The following is a 15,282-nucleotide window of genomic DNA, read 5'->3' on the forward strand; positions in this document are numbered from 1 at the left end:
TTTATGGCCTTAGTGTCGTGCAGTAGAAGGGCTCTCGTGGGGAGAGTCCGAACATGCCGATAGCGCGCAACCAGATCCTGATCACCATCGATGGTGTCAAAGACCTGTCCGAACAGGGCATCGCGTTCCGCTGCCGGTATGAACTCGTGGGGTTCACGGACGATGGCAAGCCGCGCTACCAGTGCATCTACCTGCGCGAGGGTGAGCCGGAAGCCATTCTGGTCTCGACCCGGATCACCCCGCACGGGCCTGAGCCGCGGTATTTCAACATATGGCCAGGGCTCTTCAAACATCATCTCGAGTTCGGTGACGGGCGCGATCTGCGCTTTGGTCCTGACTACAGCATCACCCTCGAGGAGCGCGGCTGACGTTATCGCCTTCGGCCGCGACGGCACAGCCCGGACTTCGGGCTGGACCTTTCACGGTGAGCGCCCTGCCTGGGCTGGTTTGGAACATAGCGCTGAAGCCGAGGTCGTTCTGGCCTCGTTGGACGCCACGCCGCCTTCCAGTCGCGACGACACCCTCTCCCTGATCCGCACGACTGCCGTCCGCCACCAGGGGAACCGTGCCCTGCGGCAGGTCAGCCTTGATGCGGACGACTGGCAAATTCTGTTCCGCGCCCTGGTCGAGGCTGAAAGCAGCTACAACCCGACCGCCGTCAGCCCGAAGGATGCCTATGGTCTTGGCCAGCTGATGCCGGATACTGCCCGTGCGCTCGGCGTCGATCCGCGCGATCCCTCCCAGAACCTCGACGGCGCGGCGCGGTATCTGCTCGCACAACTCGGAACGTTCAAGGACATCGACTTGGCGCTCGCGGCCTACAATGCCGGACCGCACCGGGTGGTCGAGTATTCCGGCATCCCGCCTTTCATCGAGACCCGCGACTACATCGCGCGCATCCACCGGATCCGGTCCCGACTTGCGGGTACACCTGTTTCCGCGCCGGACATCCGCGTCGCAGACCGGGTTCCAGCCCGCGCGCCGGTCCTCATCGATCTTCAGTAAAACAAGGGAACTTCGCATGCTTCGACATCGCCTCAGCCGCCTCTTGCCTGCCACCACAACCTTGGCGGCTCTCGCAAGCCCTGCCTTCGCGCAGGACTTGTCGCCGATCCAGACCATGCTGGAAACCGTCGAGGCCGCGCTGACCGGTCCGATTGGGATCGCGGTTGCCACACTCGCCGTCATCGGCACTGGTTTCATGTGCATGATGGGGCGGCTGAACTGGGGCTGGTTCGCCTCGGTCATCATCGGGATCGTGCTGATCTTCTCGGCCGGCACCATCGTCGACGGCTTCTCCTGAGGTTGGAGAATAGAGTTGGCAGAACGATCCCCCCTTTTTCTGGGCCTCGCCCGACCGCCCAAGTATCTGGGCCTCCCTGTCGGATACCTCGTGGTGCTGGCGACCGGGGTCGTTCTGCCGTTCATCTGGACCAAGTCCATGGTCTTCTTCCTGATCGGCCTCGTCGCCTATCCGATCCTCTGGTTCGTCGCCGACCGCGAGCCGCATTTCTTCGAGGTCCTGCGCGTTTCCTACGGCTCGGTGCGCCCGACGAAGAACCGCGCCCTGCATGGAGGCGACAGCTTTGGCGCTTGATGCGGGCACACTTTCCACTCACGGAACCGCTCTGCTTCAGGCTGGCGGCGGGGAGTTCGCGCGGGAGAGCTATCTCGCTGATCACCTGCCGTATTTCGCGCTTGCCGATGACGATGTGATGGTGCTGCGCGAGGGCGATCTGATGGCGACCCTGCGCCTTGATGGTCTGAACCCGATGACCAGCGAAGACGCACGGCTCGATGCGCTCAAGCGCGCGGTTGCCGCCATCGTCGCCCAGACCGGCAATGCCTTCGGCTTTTACATCCACCGCATCTCCGTGCCACAGGATCTGGGGATGCGCCCCATCGAGGGCGACAGCTTCGCCGCCGCGATAGATGCCCGCTGGCAGGCCCATGTGAAAGACCTGCGCCCGGCCAAGCGCCAACTCTATCTCAGCGTGATCCGGCGCCCCGATATCTCCGCGCGCATTCCATTCCTTCGGACGCTGGCCCGCAAAGCCTGGGTCAAGGACCGCGCGACGCGCCTGCAGGAGCTGAACGAGGTCATGGGCTTTTTCGAGGTGGCTCTGTCTTCGGCCAACCCTGTGCGCCTGACCCGCACGGGTGGTGAATGGCTGGGCTATCTAAACACGCTGAACGCGGGCAGCTTCTCCCCCATAGCCTTCGGACAAAGCGCTCTGCCTCTTTCACATATTTTGAGCAATTGCCGCGCGACCTTCGACGGCGACGTCGTCACCCTGACCGACGCCGTGACTGGGCGGGTCAAATACGGCGCGCTCTTTTCGATGAAGACCTACCCGGCATTGACCGATGTGACGCTGCTCGACGCGCTCGACCTGCCGCTCGACATCGTGCTCACGAACTCCTTCAGCCCGATCCCGAACAACATCATGGCCGAACGCATCCAGCGCATCATCCGCCAGATGCAGGCCTCCGACGATGCGGCCGTCTCCCTGCGCGAACAATTGGGCCAGGCTGCCGACGACCAGGAGGCAGGACGCATCGCCTTCGGGGACCATCACCTCTCCATCGCGGTCTACGCGCCGGACCGCGACACGCTCGAACGGGCCGCCGCCCAGATCAAACGCGTGGGTCAGGAGATCATGTCCGTCATCGTGCGCGAGAACATGGCGCTGAAAGCCACCTACTTCGCACAATCCCCCGGCAATTTCGGCTACCGCGCTCGCAAGACGCCGATTTCCTCCATCAATTTCGCCGACTTCGCAGCTCTGCATGGTAGCGTCGAAGGACGCGGTCCTGATCAGTCGCCCTGGGGTCAGACCATTTCGGTCCTGCCCACGGTCGGCACCTCTGGTTATCGCTTCAATTTCCACGAGGCGGGAGCCCCAGGCAAGGAACCGACCGTTGGCCATACGCTGGTTCTGGGGCGCACCGGGACCGGCAAGACGCTCACCACTGCCTTTCTCGCAGCGCAGGCGCAGCGGGTCGGCGCACGGCTTTTCTTCTTCGACAAGGATCGCGGCCTGGAGATGGCCGTGCGCGCCCTCGGCGGGCGCTATAACGAAATCCGGGCTGGCGTGCCGACAGGTCTGAACCCGCTCGCCACCGAAACCGACGAGCGCGGCCGCGCCTGGCTCTCGGACTGGCTTGCGACACTTCTCACACGGAATGGCACGCTCTCGGGCGAGCAATCCCGCCATATCCAAAGCGCGGTCGGCCAGAACGCCGATGCGGGGGCGGCGCTGCAGCGTTTCGCCAGTTTCGAGACCCTGTTCCAGTCACTCGATGATGATGGCGAGCTGCAATCCCGCGTTGCCGAATGGGCCCCCGGCGGGCGCTATGGCTGGGTGTTCGACGAGCCCGAGCGCGGCGCGGGCCTCAAGCTCACGGGCGACATCGTCGGGTTTGATATGACCGAGATCCTCGACATGACGACCGAGCGCATGGCGGTACTCTCCTACATCTTCCGCCAGATCGAACGCGTGGTCGAAGACCGCCGTCCCACCATCATCGTGCTCGACGAAGCGTGGAAGCTCTTGGACGATCCGTATTTCGGGGCGCGGCTGGAAAACTGGCTGGTGACGCTTCGCAAGATGAACTGCGTCGTCATCATGATGACGCAGTATCCGAGCCAGTTGCGCGACAGCCGCGTCGGCAAAACCATCGTCGAGACGGTGCCGACGCAGATCCTCTTCCCGAACGATCGCGCCACCGTCTCCGATTACGATTTTCTCCGCGTCAACGCCAAGGAGGCTGCCCTTCTCGTGCAGCCGACCATCGGCCAGCGCATCGCGCTTATCCGCTCGGCGGGCGACAGCGTCTTCGTCGATGCCGATCTCTCCGCACTTGGCGACCTCCTTCCCATCCTTGGCGGCGGCGCCACTGGCGAGGCCCGCGTGCCTGCCGATTGGCGCGCCAATCCCGATTTCTGGAGACATGTGATATGAGTTCGAAACCCCTCCTCGCGCTTTGCGCCGCCGCGAGCCTTCTTTCCGCTTGCGAGAAATACACCGAGAAAACCTCGCCCTGTTTCGGACGCAATGGCGAGCCGCAAGTGACGCGGTCCGCCCTGTCCTTCTCGACCATGGGCGCACCGGTGCAGGAGACGGCCAAGCCTGACTGCACCTTCGAGCCCCTGCCCCGTTCGGAATGAGCCGCGCCGCGATCATATCCGCCGGGCTCTGCCTCGGCCTCAGCGCCCTGCCTGCGCATGCCCAGGGCGTGCCGACACAGGACAATTCCGCGATCGGTCGCGCCATCGCCCGGGTGAGGGCATTGGCCGAGGATCTAAGCGTCCAGCAGGACAAGGATCGGACCGAGTCCACGCTGGCGGATGTGCAGGCCGACCAGCTGCGCGTCCTCGAGGAAATGACCGCTGCCATTACCGGGCCTGGCTTCGACATCCGTGCGCTCGAGGGCAATGCGGATTTCGGGGTGGCGGCGGTCTATCCCAATACCGATCCAAGCCCGATGAACAGCCGCCTCTTCGGCGAGGGCCGCGAGACGGTCGAGATGATGATCGTCGAGGTCGCCGGCGAGTTCGCAGGCGCGCCCGGTGTGGCCCGCGCCGGTCTCTCGGCCACCCAGTGGCGCTGCCTCTTCCAGGCTCTGATTAAACAGGAGAGTCGCTTCAACGTCGCCGCTGAAAGCCCGGTCGGGGCTTATGGCCTGACCCAGCTCATGCCTGGCACCGCCTCCGATCTCGGCGTCGACCGCTATGACGTGAAAGACAACCTCCGCGGCGGCGCGCGCTATATCACCACCCAGCTCAACCGCTTCGGCAACATACCCCATGCGCTCGCGGCCTATAACGCGGGGCCGGGTCGGGTCATCGAATACGGGGGCGTGCCGCCCTTTGCCGAGACCCAAGGCTATGTGCGCAACATCTCGAAATTCTACAACGAATACCTCGCTGTGGTGGGCGGTGCCGACGCGCTTGGCACGCTCTCGCCCTCGGATTTTGCGCTCGCCGAATATGCCAGCATCTCCGAGGCGGGCGTCTATTACGCCGCCGACAGTTCGGCAACGACCGAGCAAGTGATCAACCGCCTCCGCGCGATCATCCTGCAGATCGATGCGCAACCCAATGCCAAGGCGGCCTGGGAACTCAACACCTACGCCAAGGCCGAGATTGGCCGCATCCTCAACCTTCGCGTCCGGCTGATGGCCGCCAACCAGCAGCGCGAGGCGGTCTATGCGCAGCACCTCGTCGCAGACCGGTTGGCGGAGCGCGACTTCATGCAGATGGGAGTTCCCGAATGAGACAGCTTCTCCTGACCGTGGCCGCGGTCGCCACACTCGGGTTTACCTCGCCCGCAACGGCCCAGGGCGTCCCAACCTTTGATGGCTCGCAGCTTGGTCAACTCGTGGCGCAGCTCGAACACATGGCCGAGGACCTGAATGTCCAGATGCAGCAGCTCGCCACAATGCGGCTGGAACTGGAAACCCAGCTCTCGCAGCTCACGAACCTCGAGGCGCAACTGACCTCGCTCATTGAAGGCAGCGGGCTCGGAGAACTCTTCGCCACGGTCGAAGAATTCCGAGCGCTGCGCGGCAAGCTGGTGGCGCCCCTCAATACCGCACAATCGCTGGCAAGCGGCGATTTTCTCAGCGGCTTCAATCCGGGTGCAGAACTCTCGGCCTCGGTCGAACGGGTGCTTTCGGGCAGCGGGTTTACTTCGGAACGCCTGAGCACGCTTTCTGGCTCGGATGAGCCCGCCGATAACCGCATCGCCGCTTCCGCCGGGGCCAGCGCCATGCTCTCCGTCGCGGCACAGGAAAGCCACGAAGAAGCGGGCCAAAGCCTTGAGCGGCTCGAGACCATGGTCGGGCTCATCGACGATCAGGACGGGCTGAAGGCTGCCGTCGATCTCAACACCCGCGTCACCGCCGAGCTTGGCATCATCCTGACCCAGATTTGGCGGCTGGAAGCGGCGCAAGGCGTGAGTGCCGGCCAGCTTGGCGTTGTCGATGCCGCGACCCTCGCGGATGAGCGCAAGTTCCGCTCGATGGCGGTGGATCCATGAGGCAAACCATGACCCGCAGCTTGGCTCCAGGCCGGGCGCTCGGTCTCGCCGCCCTTGTCTTGAGCATCCTGCACAATGCTGCGTCGGCCCAGACCCCGAGCACGAACCCTTCCGGCGACACGCCCTTCAACTCGATGGCCATCGCGCGGGATCAAACGGATGAATGTCGTGTTCCGAAACCCCCTACCGATCTGGCCGAAACCGCCTATCTGCGCAATGGCTACCGCGCGATCTTGCGCATCCTGATTGCCGAAGAGGCGCTCGCTTCGGAAACCTGCACCTGCCTGCTGGATCAGTTCGCCTGGGATCAGGCGCTTGCCGCCCTGCCCCGGTTCCAGACCTCGGACAACCCGCGCCTGCCCTTCAACGTGCTCGAGCTCTACGCCAAGGCGGACGCGCTCGAGGCGCAAGTTGTGGAGGCCTGTGCGGAGTAAATGGGGGTCATTCGCGACATCCTTGGCCAAGTCGACGCCGCGGTGAACACCGTGGCGCAGGACGGCTTTATCTCCTCGGCGGCCTCGGTCGGTAATGTCATCTCGGCGGGCGCGACGCTCCTTGTCGTGCTCCTCGGGATCAACGCGGTCATGCAGCTCCGCCCCCTGCCCTTCGGAACCGGGTTTGCCTTCGGGATGAAAGTGGCCCTGGTCGGGATCTTCGCGCAGAGTTGGGATAATTTCAGCGTCATCTATGACATCGTCACGCGCGTGCCCGACTCCGTGGGCGCCTCGATCCTGGCGCTTACCGGCTCGGGCGACGAGGCAGGGGTCTATGAGAGCCTCGACAATATGGTCGCCCGCATCACCGCCTATGGCGATACGATCGGCGACCGCGCGGGCTGGGTCTTCGGCGCGGTTCTGGGTGCCATCTTCTTCGTCCTCTCCGCCGTCTTCGCCGCCGTCACCGCAGGGATCATCGCCTTCGCCCGCATCGTCTTCGCGCTGATGATCGTCATCGCCCCCTTCATGATCGTGACCTCGCTGTTCAAACCGACCCAGTCCCTCTTCGAGGCCTGGACCCGCGCCACCATTGGCTACGCGCTCATGCCGGTCGCCGCAGCAGGCGCCGCGGGCATCATCGTCGCCATCGCCGAAGCGATCGGGGACGCCTCCGCCGATCCGGGCGATGTCGAAACCGTCAGCCTGATCCTGCCCTTCCTCGTCATTCTGATCCTCAGCGCCGGGATCATGGCCTCGGTGCCCTACATCGCCTCCAATCTCACCGGTGTCGTCGGCATCGCGTCCAATGCCGTCGGTCTCACGGGCCTTGCGCGCCAGGGGTTCGTGAACACACGGGAGTATGGCGCGGGCGCAACCTCGCGCCTCGTCACCGGCAAGTCCCCGCATGAGCTGAACCAGATGGCCAATGCGGGTGTGGTGAAGACCGGCGAGCTGATCCGGCAAAGCCCCGGCGCGCTTCTCTCCGCCGCCAAGGCCTTCCGCAAACCCTGATGTGAAAGACGACGACTTTGAAGAAGCTTGTGACCAGTTCCTCCGCGCCTGACCGCGACGCTTTCGAGGCGGATTTCATCTACGGGCCAAGACGGCGTGAGCGTTTCGCCTGGTTCGTTGCGGCGGCAGGCGTGCTGGTTGGTGTTGCCGGCATGGTCGCGGGCGCGAGCCTCTTTCCACTCAAATCGACCGAGACCTTCGTCGTCGTGGTCGACAAGGAAACCGGAGAGATGGACCGGGTCGCCGCCGTACAGGCGCTGACGCTTTCCGAGAGCGACGCCATCATCCAGGCCAATCTCGTGGCCTATGTCGATGATCGGGAAACCTATGACCTGACCGATGGCGAGCAGCGTATCAACTCGGTGCTCAACCGTTCCGATGGCGATGCCGCCCGCACGCTGCGCGATCTCTGGTCCTCGACCAACGAAGACTACCCGATCACCGTCTATGGCCGCGACGCCAAGATCGAGGTGGTGATCAAGTCCGTGAACCAGATCGAGCGCGGCGTGGCCCAGGTCCGCTTCACCCGCACGCTGCGCCGTCCCCGCGACACCCGCACCGTCACCCGGTCCTATGTCGCTACCGTTGGTTATGACTTCCAACCTGAAACCCGCCAGCGCCTTCAGGACGTCTGGGCCAACCCCTTGGGCTTCGTGGTGACCTCCTACCGCGTCGACGCCGAGACTCTGGAGAACTGACCAAGATGAAATCTCTGCCCGCGCTTTTCCTGGCGCTTGCCCTTCCTGTTGCCGCAAACGCCGAGGCCACGCCGCAAGGCGGCCCGCTCGACATCCGCATCCGCACCGCCGTCTATAGTGAAAACCAGGTCTATCGGATCGAAACCGATCTGAGGCATTCGACCACGATCCATTTCGGGGCGGGCGAGCGCTTCGAGGCCGTGATCGTCGGCGACACCGAAAGCTTCCAGGTCGATCCGATCCCAGAGCTTGGCAATGTGCTGACCATCAAACCGCATGTGGCCAATGCCTCCACCAACATGACGGTGATCACCAACCGACGCACCTATTCCTTCCACCTGCGCGAAGGCTCGATCCCGAACCGCACCGGCATGTTCTTCGAAGTCCGCTTCCGCTACCCCGATGAGGAACGTCGAGCGACGGCGGCTACCCAGCCCAAAGGCTTTGAGGCGCCCCGCAACTACAACTACCGCGTCTCGGGCGAAGGTGATTTCCGCCCCAGCCATATCTATGACGACGGGCGCTATACCTACTTCGTCATCCCGGAAAACGGTCGCCAGCCCGCCCTCTTCAAGGCCGATGACCAGGGCCGTGAGCGCACGGTCAACTGGACCCAGCAAGGCAACACGGTCCGGGTGCTTGGGGTGAACACCTACTGGTCGCTGCGTATCGGCGATGAGGCGATCTGCGCCTGGCGCGACGAGAGCGCCATCTACGTGAGCAACTGACCATGGCCGAACAAACCCCTCCCGACCTTCAGGACCGTCTCGACCAGTTCAGCCAGCGCGGCAAGTCCAAGCCCCGCGGAAACAGCCTCGGGGTCGGCGCGCTCGCGGCCGCCCTCGCCCTTGGCGGGGCCGGGGTCGCGTATTTTCTGGCCACCGGTCTGCAGGAAGGTGACAGTGCGCTTGAGACCTCCGATGTCGAGACCTTTCAGGACCGCCGCCCCGGCTCCGGCGGGCGGCTGAAGTTTCCGCCCGACGAGACCGAGCAACGGGTCAATGACGCACTGATCGCCGTCGAGGAAGCGCTCGACGTGCCCGCCGCCCCTGCCCCGGAACCGAGCGCCGAGGTGCTGGCCGAAATCGCCAAGCTCCGCGAAGCCCTCGCCGCCAGCCAGGCTGCCCGCAACTCGGAAATCCAATCCGCTGTCGCGGACCTGCGCGAGGCCTTCGACGAGCAAAAGGCCGCGCTCGAAGCAACGCTCGCCGCAAAGGAAACCGAGCTGGCAAACCTCCAACGCCAGACCGAGACTCGCATCGAGGGGCTGCAGGCCATGCTCGATGCCGAACGGGCGCAGCGCGAGGGGCTTGAGGCCGAGCTCGATCGCGAAGGGGTGATCGCCGATCAGCGCCTTCTCGAACAACGCCGGCGTCAGGAAGAGGAGCAGCGTCTGCGCGAGGCCGAACGCATCGCCGAGGAGCTTCTGACTGCCCAGATCAAATCCCCCGCCGTGGTCTATGCGGACGGTCCACGTGGTGGTGCGAGTGGCGCGGCGGTGGCCGATCCTGCCGCCGCTGGCGCAAGTGGACCGGCCCTCTCGGGCAACGAGCAGTTCTTGCAGAGTGCGCGACCGCTCGAGGTGCAGGAGGCCGCCCGCCTCATCCATCCCGAACGCACGCTGACCCAAGGATCCGTCATCCAGGCGGCGCTGCAAACCGCTATTAACAGCGATCTGCCCGGCTCCGTTGTCGCGGTGGTCTCCGAGCCGGTGCTGGCGTTTTCCGGAGACCGGATCCTGATCCCCCGGGGCTCCCGCCTTTTTGGCCAATACCGCTCCGGGATCGAAATGCACCAGAAGCGCATCCTGATCCTTTGGACCCGCGTCCTGACCCCGGACGGCACCTCGATGGAAATCGCCGCTGTGGGCGGCGACCAGCTTGGCCGCTCGGGCCTCACTGGTCTCGTCGACACCAAGTTTGCCGAGCGCTTCGGCGGGGCGGCGCTGATTTCCGTGATCGGGGCGGCGCCTGCCGTGGCGGCGGAGAGTGCCAACAACGAGACGACAAGCATTGTCCTGGGCGATGTCAGCAGCGACCTGCAGGACGCTGTCGGGTCGGTCATCGCCGATCAGGTCTCGATCGCGCCGACGATCTATGTCGATCAGGGCGCCTCGGTCACCGTGCTCGTGGACCGGGATGTGGTGATCTACGGGGGTTCCGGTTCACAATGAAAAAGAAGCATCAGGTTTCGCGTTCGAGCCGCAGGCGAGAGGCAGCGAAACCAGGTTCAATATTACCGGAATCACCGAATTGATGGATCAGGCCTCGCCAGCCTCATACCTCGAGCGTTATCTCGACCCGTTCCGCGATCTCCTGCGGCGTGACGACGTGGTCGAGATCGCGATCAACCCCGACGGCAAGGTCTGGCTCGAGGTCGCGGGGGATGCCAGCATGCGCCACGAAGGTCAGACCGTGGATCGGACCACAGCCCTCAACATGGCCCAGACCATCGTCGGCGATGCCAAGGCCCGCGTCTCTGAAAAGAACCCCCTCGTCTCCGGCAAGGTGGAATATGCGGGCCGCCCGCTTCGGGTCCAGGTCGCCGTGCCGCCCGCCATCGATCGCGGTGCCTCGATCACCATTCGCCTCTTCGCCTCTGGCAGCATTAGGGACTACGCCCCGGCTTATCTCTTCGGCAAGGCCGTCTCGCTCGACGCCCTCCGCGCGGAGAAGATGAAAAACATCGCCAGTCTAGCGGAGGAGAACCTTGAGGCCGCGCTGCAGACTCTGGTCGAGGCGCGGCTCAACGTCCTGATCAGCGGCGGCACCTCGACCGGGAAGACCACGTTCGCCCGCCACCTCCTGACCCATGTGAGCGAGCACGAGCGGCTGATCACCATCGAAGACGCTTTTGAGCTCTTCCCCGGCCAGCCCAACACCGTCGCCCTCCTTGCCGACCGCGGTGCCGGTTCGCAACGCAGCGCCAACGCTCTCCTTCAAGCCTCCCTCCGTATGCGACCTGACCGGATCATCGTCGGCGAGCTGCGCGGTGCCGAGGCCCTGACCTACCTCGAGGCCATCAACACCGGCCATGGCGGGTCGGTTTCCACCATCCACGCGGAAACCGCAGAACTCGCAATCGATCGACTGGCGATCATGGTGCTGCAGGCCGGCACACCACTGACCTTTGCCGAGGTTCGGGAATACATCCGGAAATCCATCGATGTGATCGTCCAGCTCGGGCGGGCCGAGGGGAAGCGGGGGATTACGGAGTTCTATCTGCCGGGGTCGAGAAAACTACCGACATAGACGGCGCGATGCAGCCGTTTGCAACGCTGAACTGAACTTCCGCAAGGCGAAGTGTAGCGTTCACGCCAAAAGGAGACAGCTGACGTATTATCAACGGGCAGCGGTGACACTCCGGACCTTGGGGCGTTGAAGGAGTATCGCACAATTTCTTTGACCGCAGCGCGAAGAAAAACCTAACTATTTGAATTACGTATGATACTCTCTATGCGAGCAGCAGCGGGGTCGGCACAACCACCCTAAAACGAAAGGAGGCGACCACTGACTCAAGTACTTCCAGAAGATTTGGTTAATATAGTTTCGGGCGATCCAGAAGAGTTGGGTGTTCATCTCCAGCTTGTTAAACGGGACGTGCTCTTGAAAGATTGCGTGGCCCGTCTCCACTGTCATTGCCTGACTGTGGATGGGAACGGACGCGTCAAGCCGGAGCGTCTTGCGGAATTTATGCGCAACTCAATTATCGATTATGCCGTCCCGAAATCGCGGTTGGATGATGCGCGGGCGCGGGACGCCAGATTCAAGTCCGGAAGCGCGGTTGCAGCCCTGCACCACGAGGCAATCGGCACTTTTACGGACCTTGCCAATACTGGCGAAGGCGGCGAGATGCTGCTCTTCCTACTCGCAGAGCGCTTTCTCAAGGTTCCTCAGGTGCTCTGTAAGATGGACCTTAAGACCGACTCTCACATGCACTATCATGGTGCGGACGGCGTCTATGCTTCCGTAAACGAAAACGGCCTTCTCAAACTTTTCTGGGGCGAGTCAAAGGTGTATGGCGACCCTACAGCGGCCATAAGAGATTGCCTTTCATCACTTGCCCCTTTCCTCGTGGAGACGGACCACGAAGGCGCTGATCGCGAGCGGGATCTCGTGCTCCTCAGCGACAAAGCCGATCTCAGTGATCCGGAACTTACGGCCGCATTCCGGAAATATTTCGACCGAACCTCACCGCTATCGAACAGGGTCGAATATTGCGGGATCGCGCTTATCGCCTTCGATGCGGATTTCTATCCGAAAGATGATGCAAAAGGCATCGGGGAGGACATCCTGAAGGCGGCGAATGACGAAATGGAAAAATGGGTGAAGAATGTAAAGAACAGACTATCGGTGGAGAAACTCGACAAATTCGACATTCAGTTTTTCTGTGTGCCAGTGCCTTCGGCGGATGGGTTTCGCGCATCGTTCCTTAAGGCGCTGGGTATTAAGAAATGAAAGATACCGAACTCTTTGATTGGCTGTCGGGTGAGGCGCTTCGTGATGATATTATCAGGTTGACTCAGATCACAGTGGCGACTGAGATAACAAATCTGGACGCAATCCATGAATCCGCTGACCCAAAGAAGAGCTTTGACTGGCAGCAGCTTCTTTTGGCCGGAAGCCTTTTGGCCAGATCAACCGAACGAACGCATCAGGAGGCGGCGCTGCGGATCGCAACCGCTGCCGTCACACTCGAAACTTCGCCGGAAGTGCGGGATGCGGGGGCTGTCCTCCTCGAAAAGCTGTCCAATCGCAGGTCCGTCGAGCTGGCAATACTGCGAAACCGGATCGCTCCCGATCTTGAGGGCAGACTGGGCGTGTCGATGCGCCTTGAAGCCAACAGAAGACGTTTCGAGGACTCGATACTCCTTGAATCGAGCGGAAAATGGATAGGCGTCAACGATTTTCAGAAAGAACTATGGGCGGGCGCCTCTTCCGGCGCCGGCTGGCTTTCAGCGTCCGCGCCAACCGCGTCCGGAAAAACTTACCTCGTTTTGCAGTGGCTGCTCGATCACGTTCGCACGAGCAAGACAAAGATCGCCGTTTACCTTGCCCCAACCCGGGCTTTGGTGAGTGAGATTGAACTCAGTCTGAAGGAGCTATGTCAGTCGGACACCGGCATCGAGATCACGTCGCTACCGCTGACGGAAGTTTATTTCTCATCTACGACGGGAGACAAGAAAGCCGTCTTCGTATTCACGCAGGAGCGTTTGCACCTGCTTGTCAATCTTCTCGGGGAGGACTTCAGTGTAGACCTTCTCATTGTTGATGAAGCGCACAAGATCGGAGACAATCAGCGTGGTGTAATACTGCAGGATGCAATCGAGCGGGTGTCTCGGCAGAACCCGATGATGAAGGTCGTGTTTGTAAGTCCTTCGACACAAAATCCCGGAGAACTGCTTGAGGATGCGCCGAACGATATGCCGAAAACGTCGGTCAATACCGATATGCCAACCGTTCTGCAGAACGTGATCCTAGCCGAGCAAGTGCCTCGGAAGCCCAAGGAGTGGTCGCTGGACCTTGTCTGGGGCGATTCACCCATACCACTGGGCACGCTTAAACTGTCAAACAAGCCTGCGGGCCTGAAAAAAAGGCTGGCGTTTATCGCAGCGGCGGCAGGCGGTCGCGGCGGCACACTGGTTTACTGCAACGGCGCGGCTGAAGCGGAGGACGTCGCGCTCCTTATCAGCCAGTTGGAAGGCTCGGAGAAGACAGATGATCAGGAATTGCTGGACCTGGCTGATCTGGCCCGCAAAGGGGTCCACCGTAATTATCAGCTCGCGCCGCTGGTCGAACGTGGTGTCGCTTTTCACTATGGAAACATGCCCTCTCTCATCCGCACCGAGGTTGAGAGGCTGTTCCGCGACGGCAAGATAAGATTTCTTGCCTGCACCTCGACGCTGATTGAAGGAGTAAATCTCTCTTGCAGGACCATCGTTGTGCGCGGTCCCCGGAAGGGCCGTGGGAACCCGATGGAGCCGCACGACTTCTGGAACCTCGCGGGACGGGCCGGTCGCTGGGGAAACGAATTCCAAGGCAATATTATCTGTATCGATCCAAAGGATGAAAAAGCATGGCCCGTCGGCGTGCCGAAGCGCTCACGCTACCCGATCAAGAGAGAAACTGACGTCGTTATATCTTCCACCGATGAACTGGCTGCGTATCTTGAGAACAGAAACATCGACTCTTTGGCCGATCTTGCGCAAGGCGAAGAATTCGAACAGGTCGGGGCTTACCTCCTCAATACATATATTCGTCTTGGTACGCTTTCCGATGCCGCATTTGCGAAACGGCATTCTCCAGATGCGCTCCGGAAACTCGATAGAAGCCTCGAAGGTATTTCGGCGCTGATCAATATTACGCAGGATGTTCTAGTAAGACATCCAGGCGTCAGCGCGGTGGGCCTGCAGCGTTTGCTGGAAGCTTTTCGAAAGTACGAAGGCAATATCGAAAATCTGCTGCTCGCGCCTTCGGAAAGCGTCGATGCGTACGACAGGTACGTCACCGTCATGCGACGGATTAACGCAAATTTGTATCCTGTCTTCCTGCCAGACAGTCTCATTCCCCTGCACGCGCTCGTGGTTGTCGAGTGGCTGAAAGGATTGTCTTTGGCTGCAATTATCAGGAAGCGTATAGAGTATCAGCAACGAAACAACAGATCGTTCAAGCTTCCAGTGCTCATTCGCGAAACGATGAGCATGGTGGAAGAGACAGCAAGATTCAAGGCACCGAAGTATATTTCCGCCTATATGGATGTCCTCCGCCTGTTCTTGACTGAAGCCGAGCGCGAGGACCTGATTGATGAAGACTTTGACATCGGGATAGCGCTTGAGTTTGGCGTCTCCAGCATCACGCTTCTCTCATTAATGGAACTAGGGCTTTCCCGCATGTCTGCGGTGGCCTTGTATGAGAAGATTGCGCGCGACGATCTGGACAAGGAAGGTTGCCTGGCCTGGATTAATCAGCATGGCCCGAATTTCGCCGGGATGGACCTGCCTAACCTTATCGTCAGGGAAACGCTGCAGGTATCGGGCCTTGATGATCCGGAAGCGGGCCACGAATTCAGCGAATAGAGTAGAGAGGAAGCGAT

At 61.7% G+C, this 15,282-nt stretch carries 16 protein-coding genes; all 16 read left to right on the forward strand.

All coding sequences use genetic code 11. The features are described from left to right. The first annotated feature begins 53 nt into the window (after window positions 1–53). The 16 genes from O4H31_RS18300 (at window position 54) to O4H31_RS18375 (ending at window position 15,265) form a co-directional block, all read left to right on the forward strand. Window positions 54–368: a hypothetical protein gene (locus O4H31_RS18300; RefSeq protein WP_007120603.1), complete on the forward strand. Its 315-nt coding sequence runs from the start codon at window positions 54–56 to the stop codon at window positions 366–368. A 79-nt stretch (window positions 369–447) separates the two neighbouring features. Next, the gene (locus tag O4H31_RS18305; protein WP_007120604.1) at window positions 448–1,005 is read left to right on the forward strand and encodes a lytic transglycosylase domain-containing protein; all 558 of its coding nucleotides are present in this window, start codon (window positions 448–450) and stop codon (window positions 1,003–1,005) included. A 16-nt stretch (window positions 1,006–1,021) separates the two neighbouring features. After that, on the forward strand, window positions 1,022–1,303 hold the full coding sequence (locus O4H31_RS18310; RefSeq protein WP_007120605.1) for a TrbC/VirB2 family protein: 282 nt from the start codon (window positions 1,022–1,024) through the stop codon (window positions 1,301–1,303). Window positions 1,304–1,318: 15 nt separating this feature from the next. Next, window positions 1,319–1,597 carry a type IV secretion system protein VirB3 gene (locus O4H31_RS18315; RefSeq protein WP_038070148.1) on the forward strand — a complete coding sequence of 93 codons (279 nt, stop codon included), beginning with the start codon at window positions 1,319–1,321 and terminating at the stop codon, window positions 1,595–1,597. Then, window positions 1,572–3,965 (forward strand): type IV secretion system protein B4, encoded by a 2,394-nt coding sequence (locus O4H31_RS18320; RefSeq protein ID WP_007120607.1) that lies wholly within the window; start codon window positions 1,572–1,574, stop codon window positions 3,963–3,965. Before O4H31_RS18315 ends, O4H31_RS18320 begins: the two co-directional genes overlap by 26 nt. Next, the gene (locus tag O4H31_RS18325; RefSeq protein ID WP_007120608.1) at window positions 3,962–4,171 is read left to right on the forward strand and encodes a hypothetical protein; all 210 of its coding nucleotides are present in this window, start codon (window positions 3,962–3,964) and stop codon (window positions 4,169–4,171) included. The genes O4H31_RS18320 and O4H31_RS18325 overlap by 4 nt, the downstream gene beginning before the upstream one ends. Next, on the forward strand, window positions 4,168–5,280 hold the full coding sequence (locus tag O4H31_RS18330; protein ID WP_007120609.1) for a lytic transglycosylase domain-containing protein: 1,113 nt from the start codon (window positions 4,168–4,170) through the stop codon (window positions 5,278–5,280). Before O4H31_RS18325 ends, O4H31_RS18330 begins: the two co-directional genes overlap by 4 nt. Beyond that, complete coding sequence (locus O4H31_RS18335; protein WP_007120610.1) at window positions 5,277–6,044, forward strand: type IV secretion system protein; 768 nt, start codon at window positions 5,277–5,279, stop codon at window positions 6,042–6,044. The genes O4H31_RS18330 and O4H31_RS18335 overlap by 4 nt, the downstream gene beginning before the upstream one ends. Before the next feature lie 8 nt (window positions 6,045–6,052). Next, window positions 6,053–6,478, forward strand: coding sequence for a hypothetical protein (locus tag O4H31_RS18340; RefSeq protein WP_007120611.1), 426 nt, complete (start codon window positions 6,053–6,055; stop codon window positions 6,476–6,478). After that, the gene (locus O4H31_RS18345; RefSeq protein ID WP_007120612.1) at window positions 6,479–7,492 is read left to right on the forward strand and encodes a type IV secretion system protein; all 1,014 of its coding nucleotides are present in this window, start codon (window positions 6,479–6,481) and stop codon (window positions 7,490–7,492) included. It begins immediately after the preceding gene. A 17-nt stretch (window positions 7,493–7,509) separates the two neighbouring features. Continuing rightward, window positions 7,510–8,190: a virB8 family protein gene (locus tag O4H31_RS18350; RefSeq protein WP_007120613.1), complete on the forward strand. Its 681-nt coding sequence runs from the start codon at window positions 7,510–7,512 to the stop codon at window positions 8,188–8,190. A gap of 5 nt (window positions 8,191–8,195) precedes the next feature. Beyond that, window positions 8,196–8,918, forward strand: a complete 723-nt coding sequence (locus O4H31_RS18355; protein ID WP_007120614.1) for a TrbG/VirB9 family P-type conjugative transfer protein — start codon at window positions 8,196–8,198, stop codon at window positions 8,916–8,918. Window positions 8,919–8,920: 2 nt separating this feature from the next. Further along, on the forward strand, window positions 8,921–10,363 hold the full coding sequence (locus tag O4H31_RS18360; RefSeq protein ID WP_007120615.1) for a TrbI/VirB10 family protein: 1,443 nt from the start codon (window positions 8,921–8,923) through the stop codon (window positions 10,361–10,363). A gap of 82 nt (window positions 10,364–10,445) precedes the next feature. Then, the gene (gene virB11 / locus O4H31_RS18365; RefSeq protein ID WP_007120616.1) at window positions 10,446–11,441 is read left to right on the forward strand and encodes a P-type DNA transfer ATPase VirB11; all 996 of its coding nucleotides are present in this window, start codon (window positions 10,446–10,448) and stop codon (window positions 11,439–11,441) included. A gap of 348 nt (window positions 11,442–11,789) precedes the next feature. Beyond that, window positions 11,790–12,647 carry a DUF1837 domain-containing protein gene (locus tag O4H31_RS18370; RefSeq protein WP_235859527.1) on the forward strand — a complete coding sequence of 286 codons (858 nt, stop codon included), beginning with the start codon at window positions 11,790–11,792 and terminating at the stop codon, window positions 12,645–12,647. Beyond that, window positions 12,644–15,265, forward strand: a complete 2,622-nt coding sequence (locus O4H31_RS18375; RefSeq protein WP_084353841.1) for a DEAD/DEAH box helicase — start codon at window positions 12,644–12,646, stop codon at window positions 15,263–15,265. Before O4H31_RS18370 ends, O4H31_RS18375 begins: the two co-directional genes overlap by 4 nt. Window positions 15,266–15,282: the final 17 nt, after the last annotated feature.

It is taken from the genome of Sulfitobacter dubius (assembly GCF_027214245.1).
Lineage (GTDB): Bacteria > Pseudomonadota > Alphaproteobacteria > Rhodobacterales > Rhodobacteraceae > Sulfitobacter > Sulfitobacter dubius_A.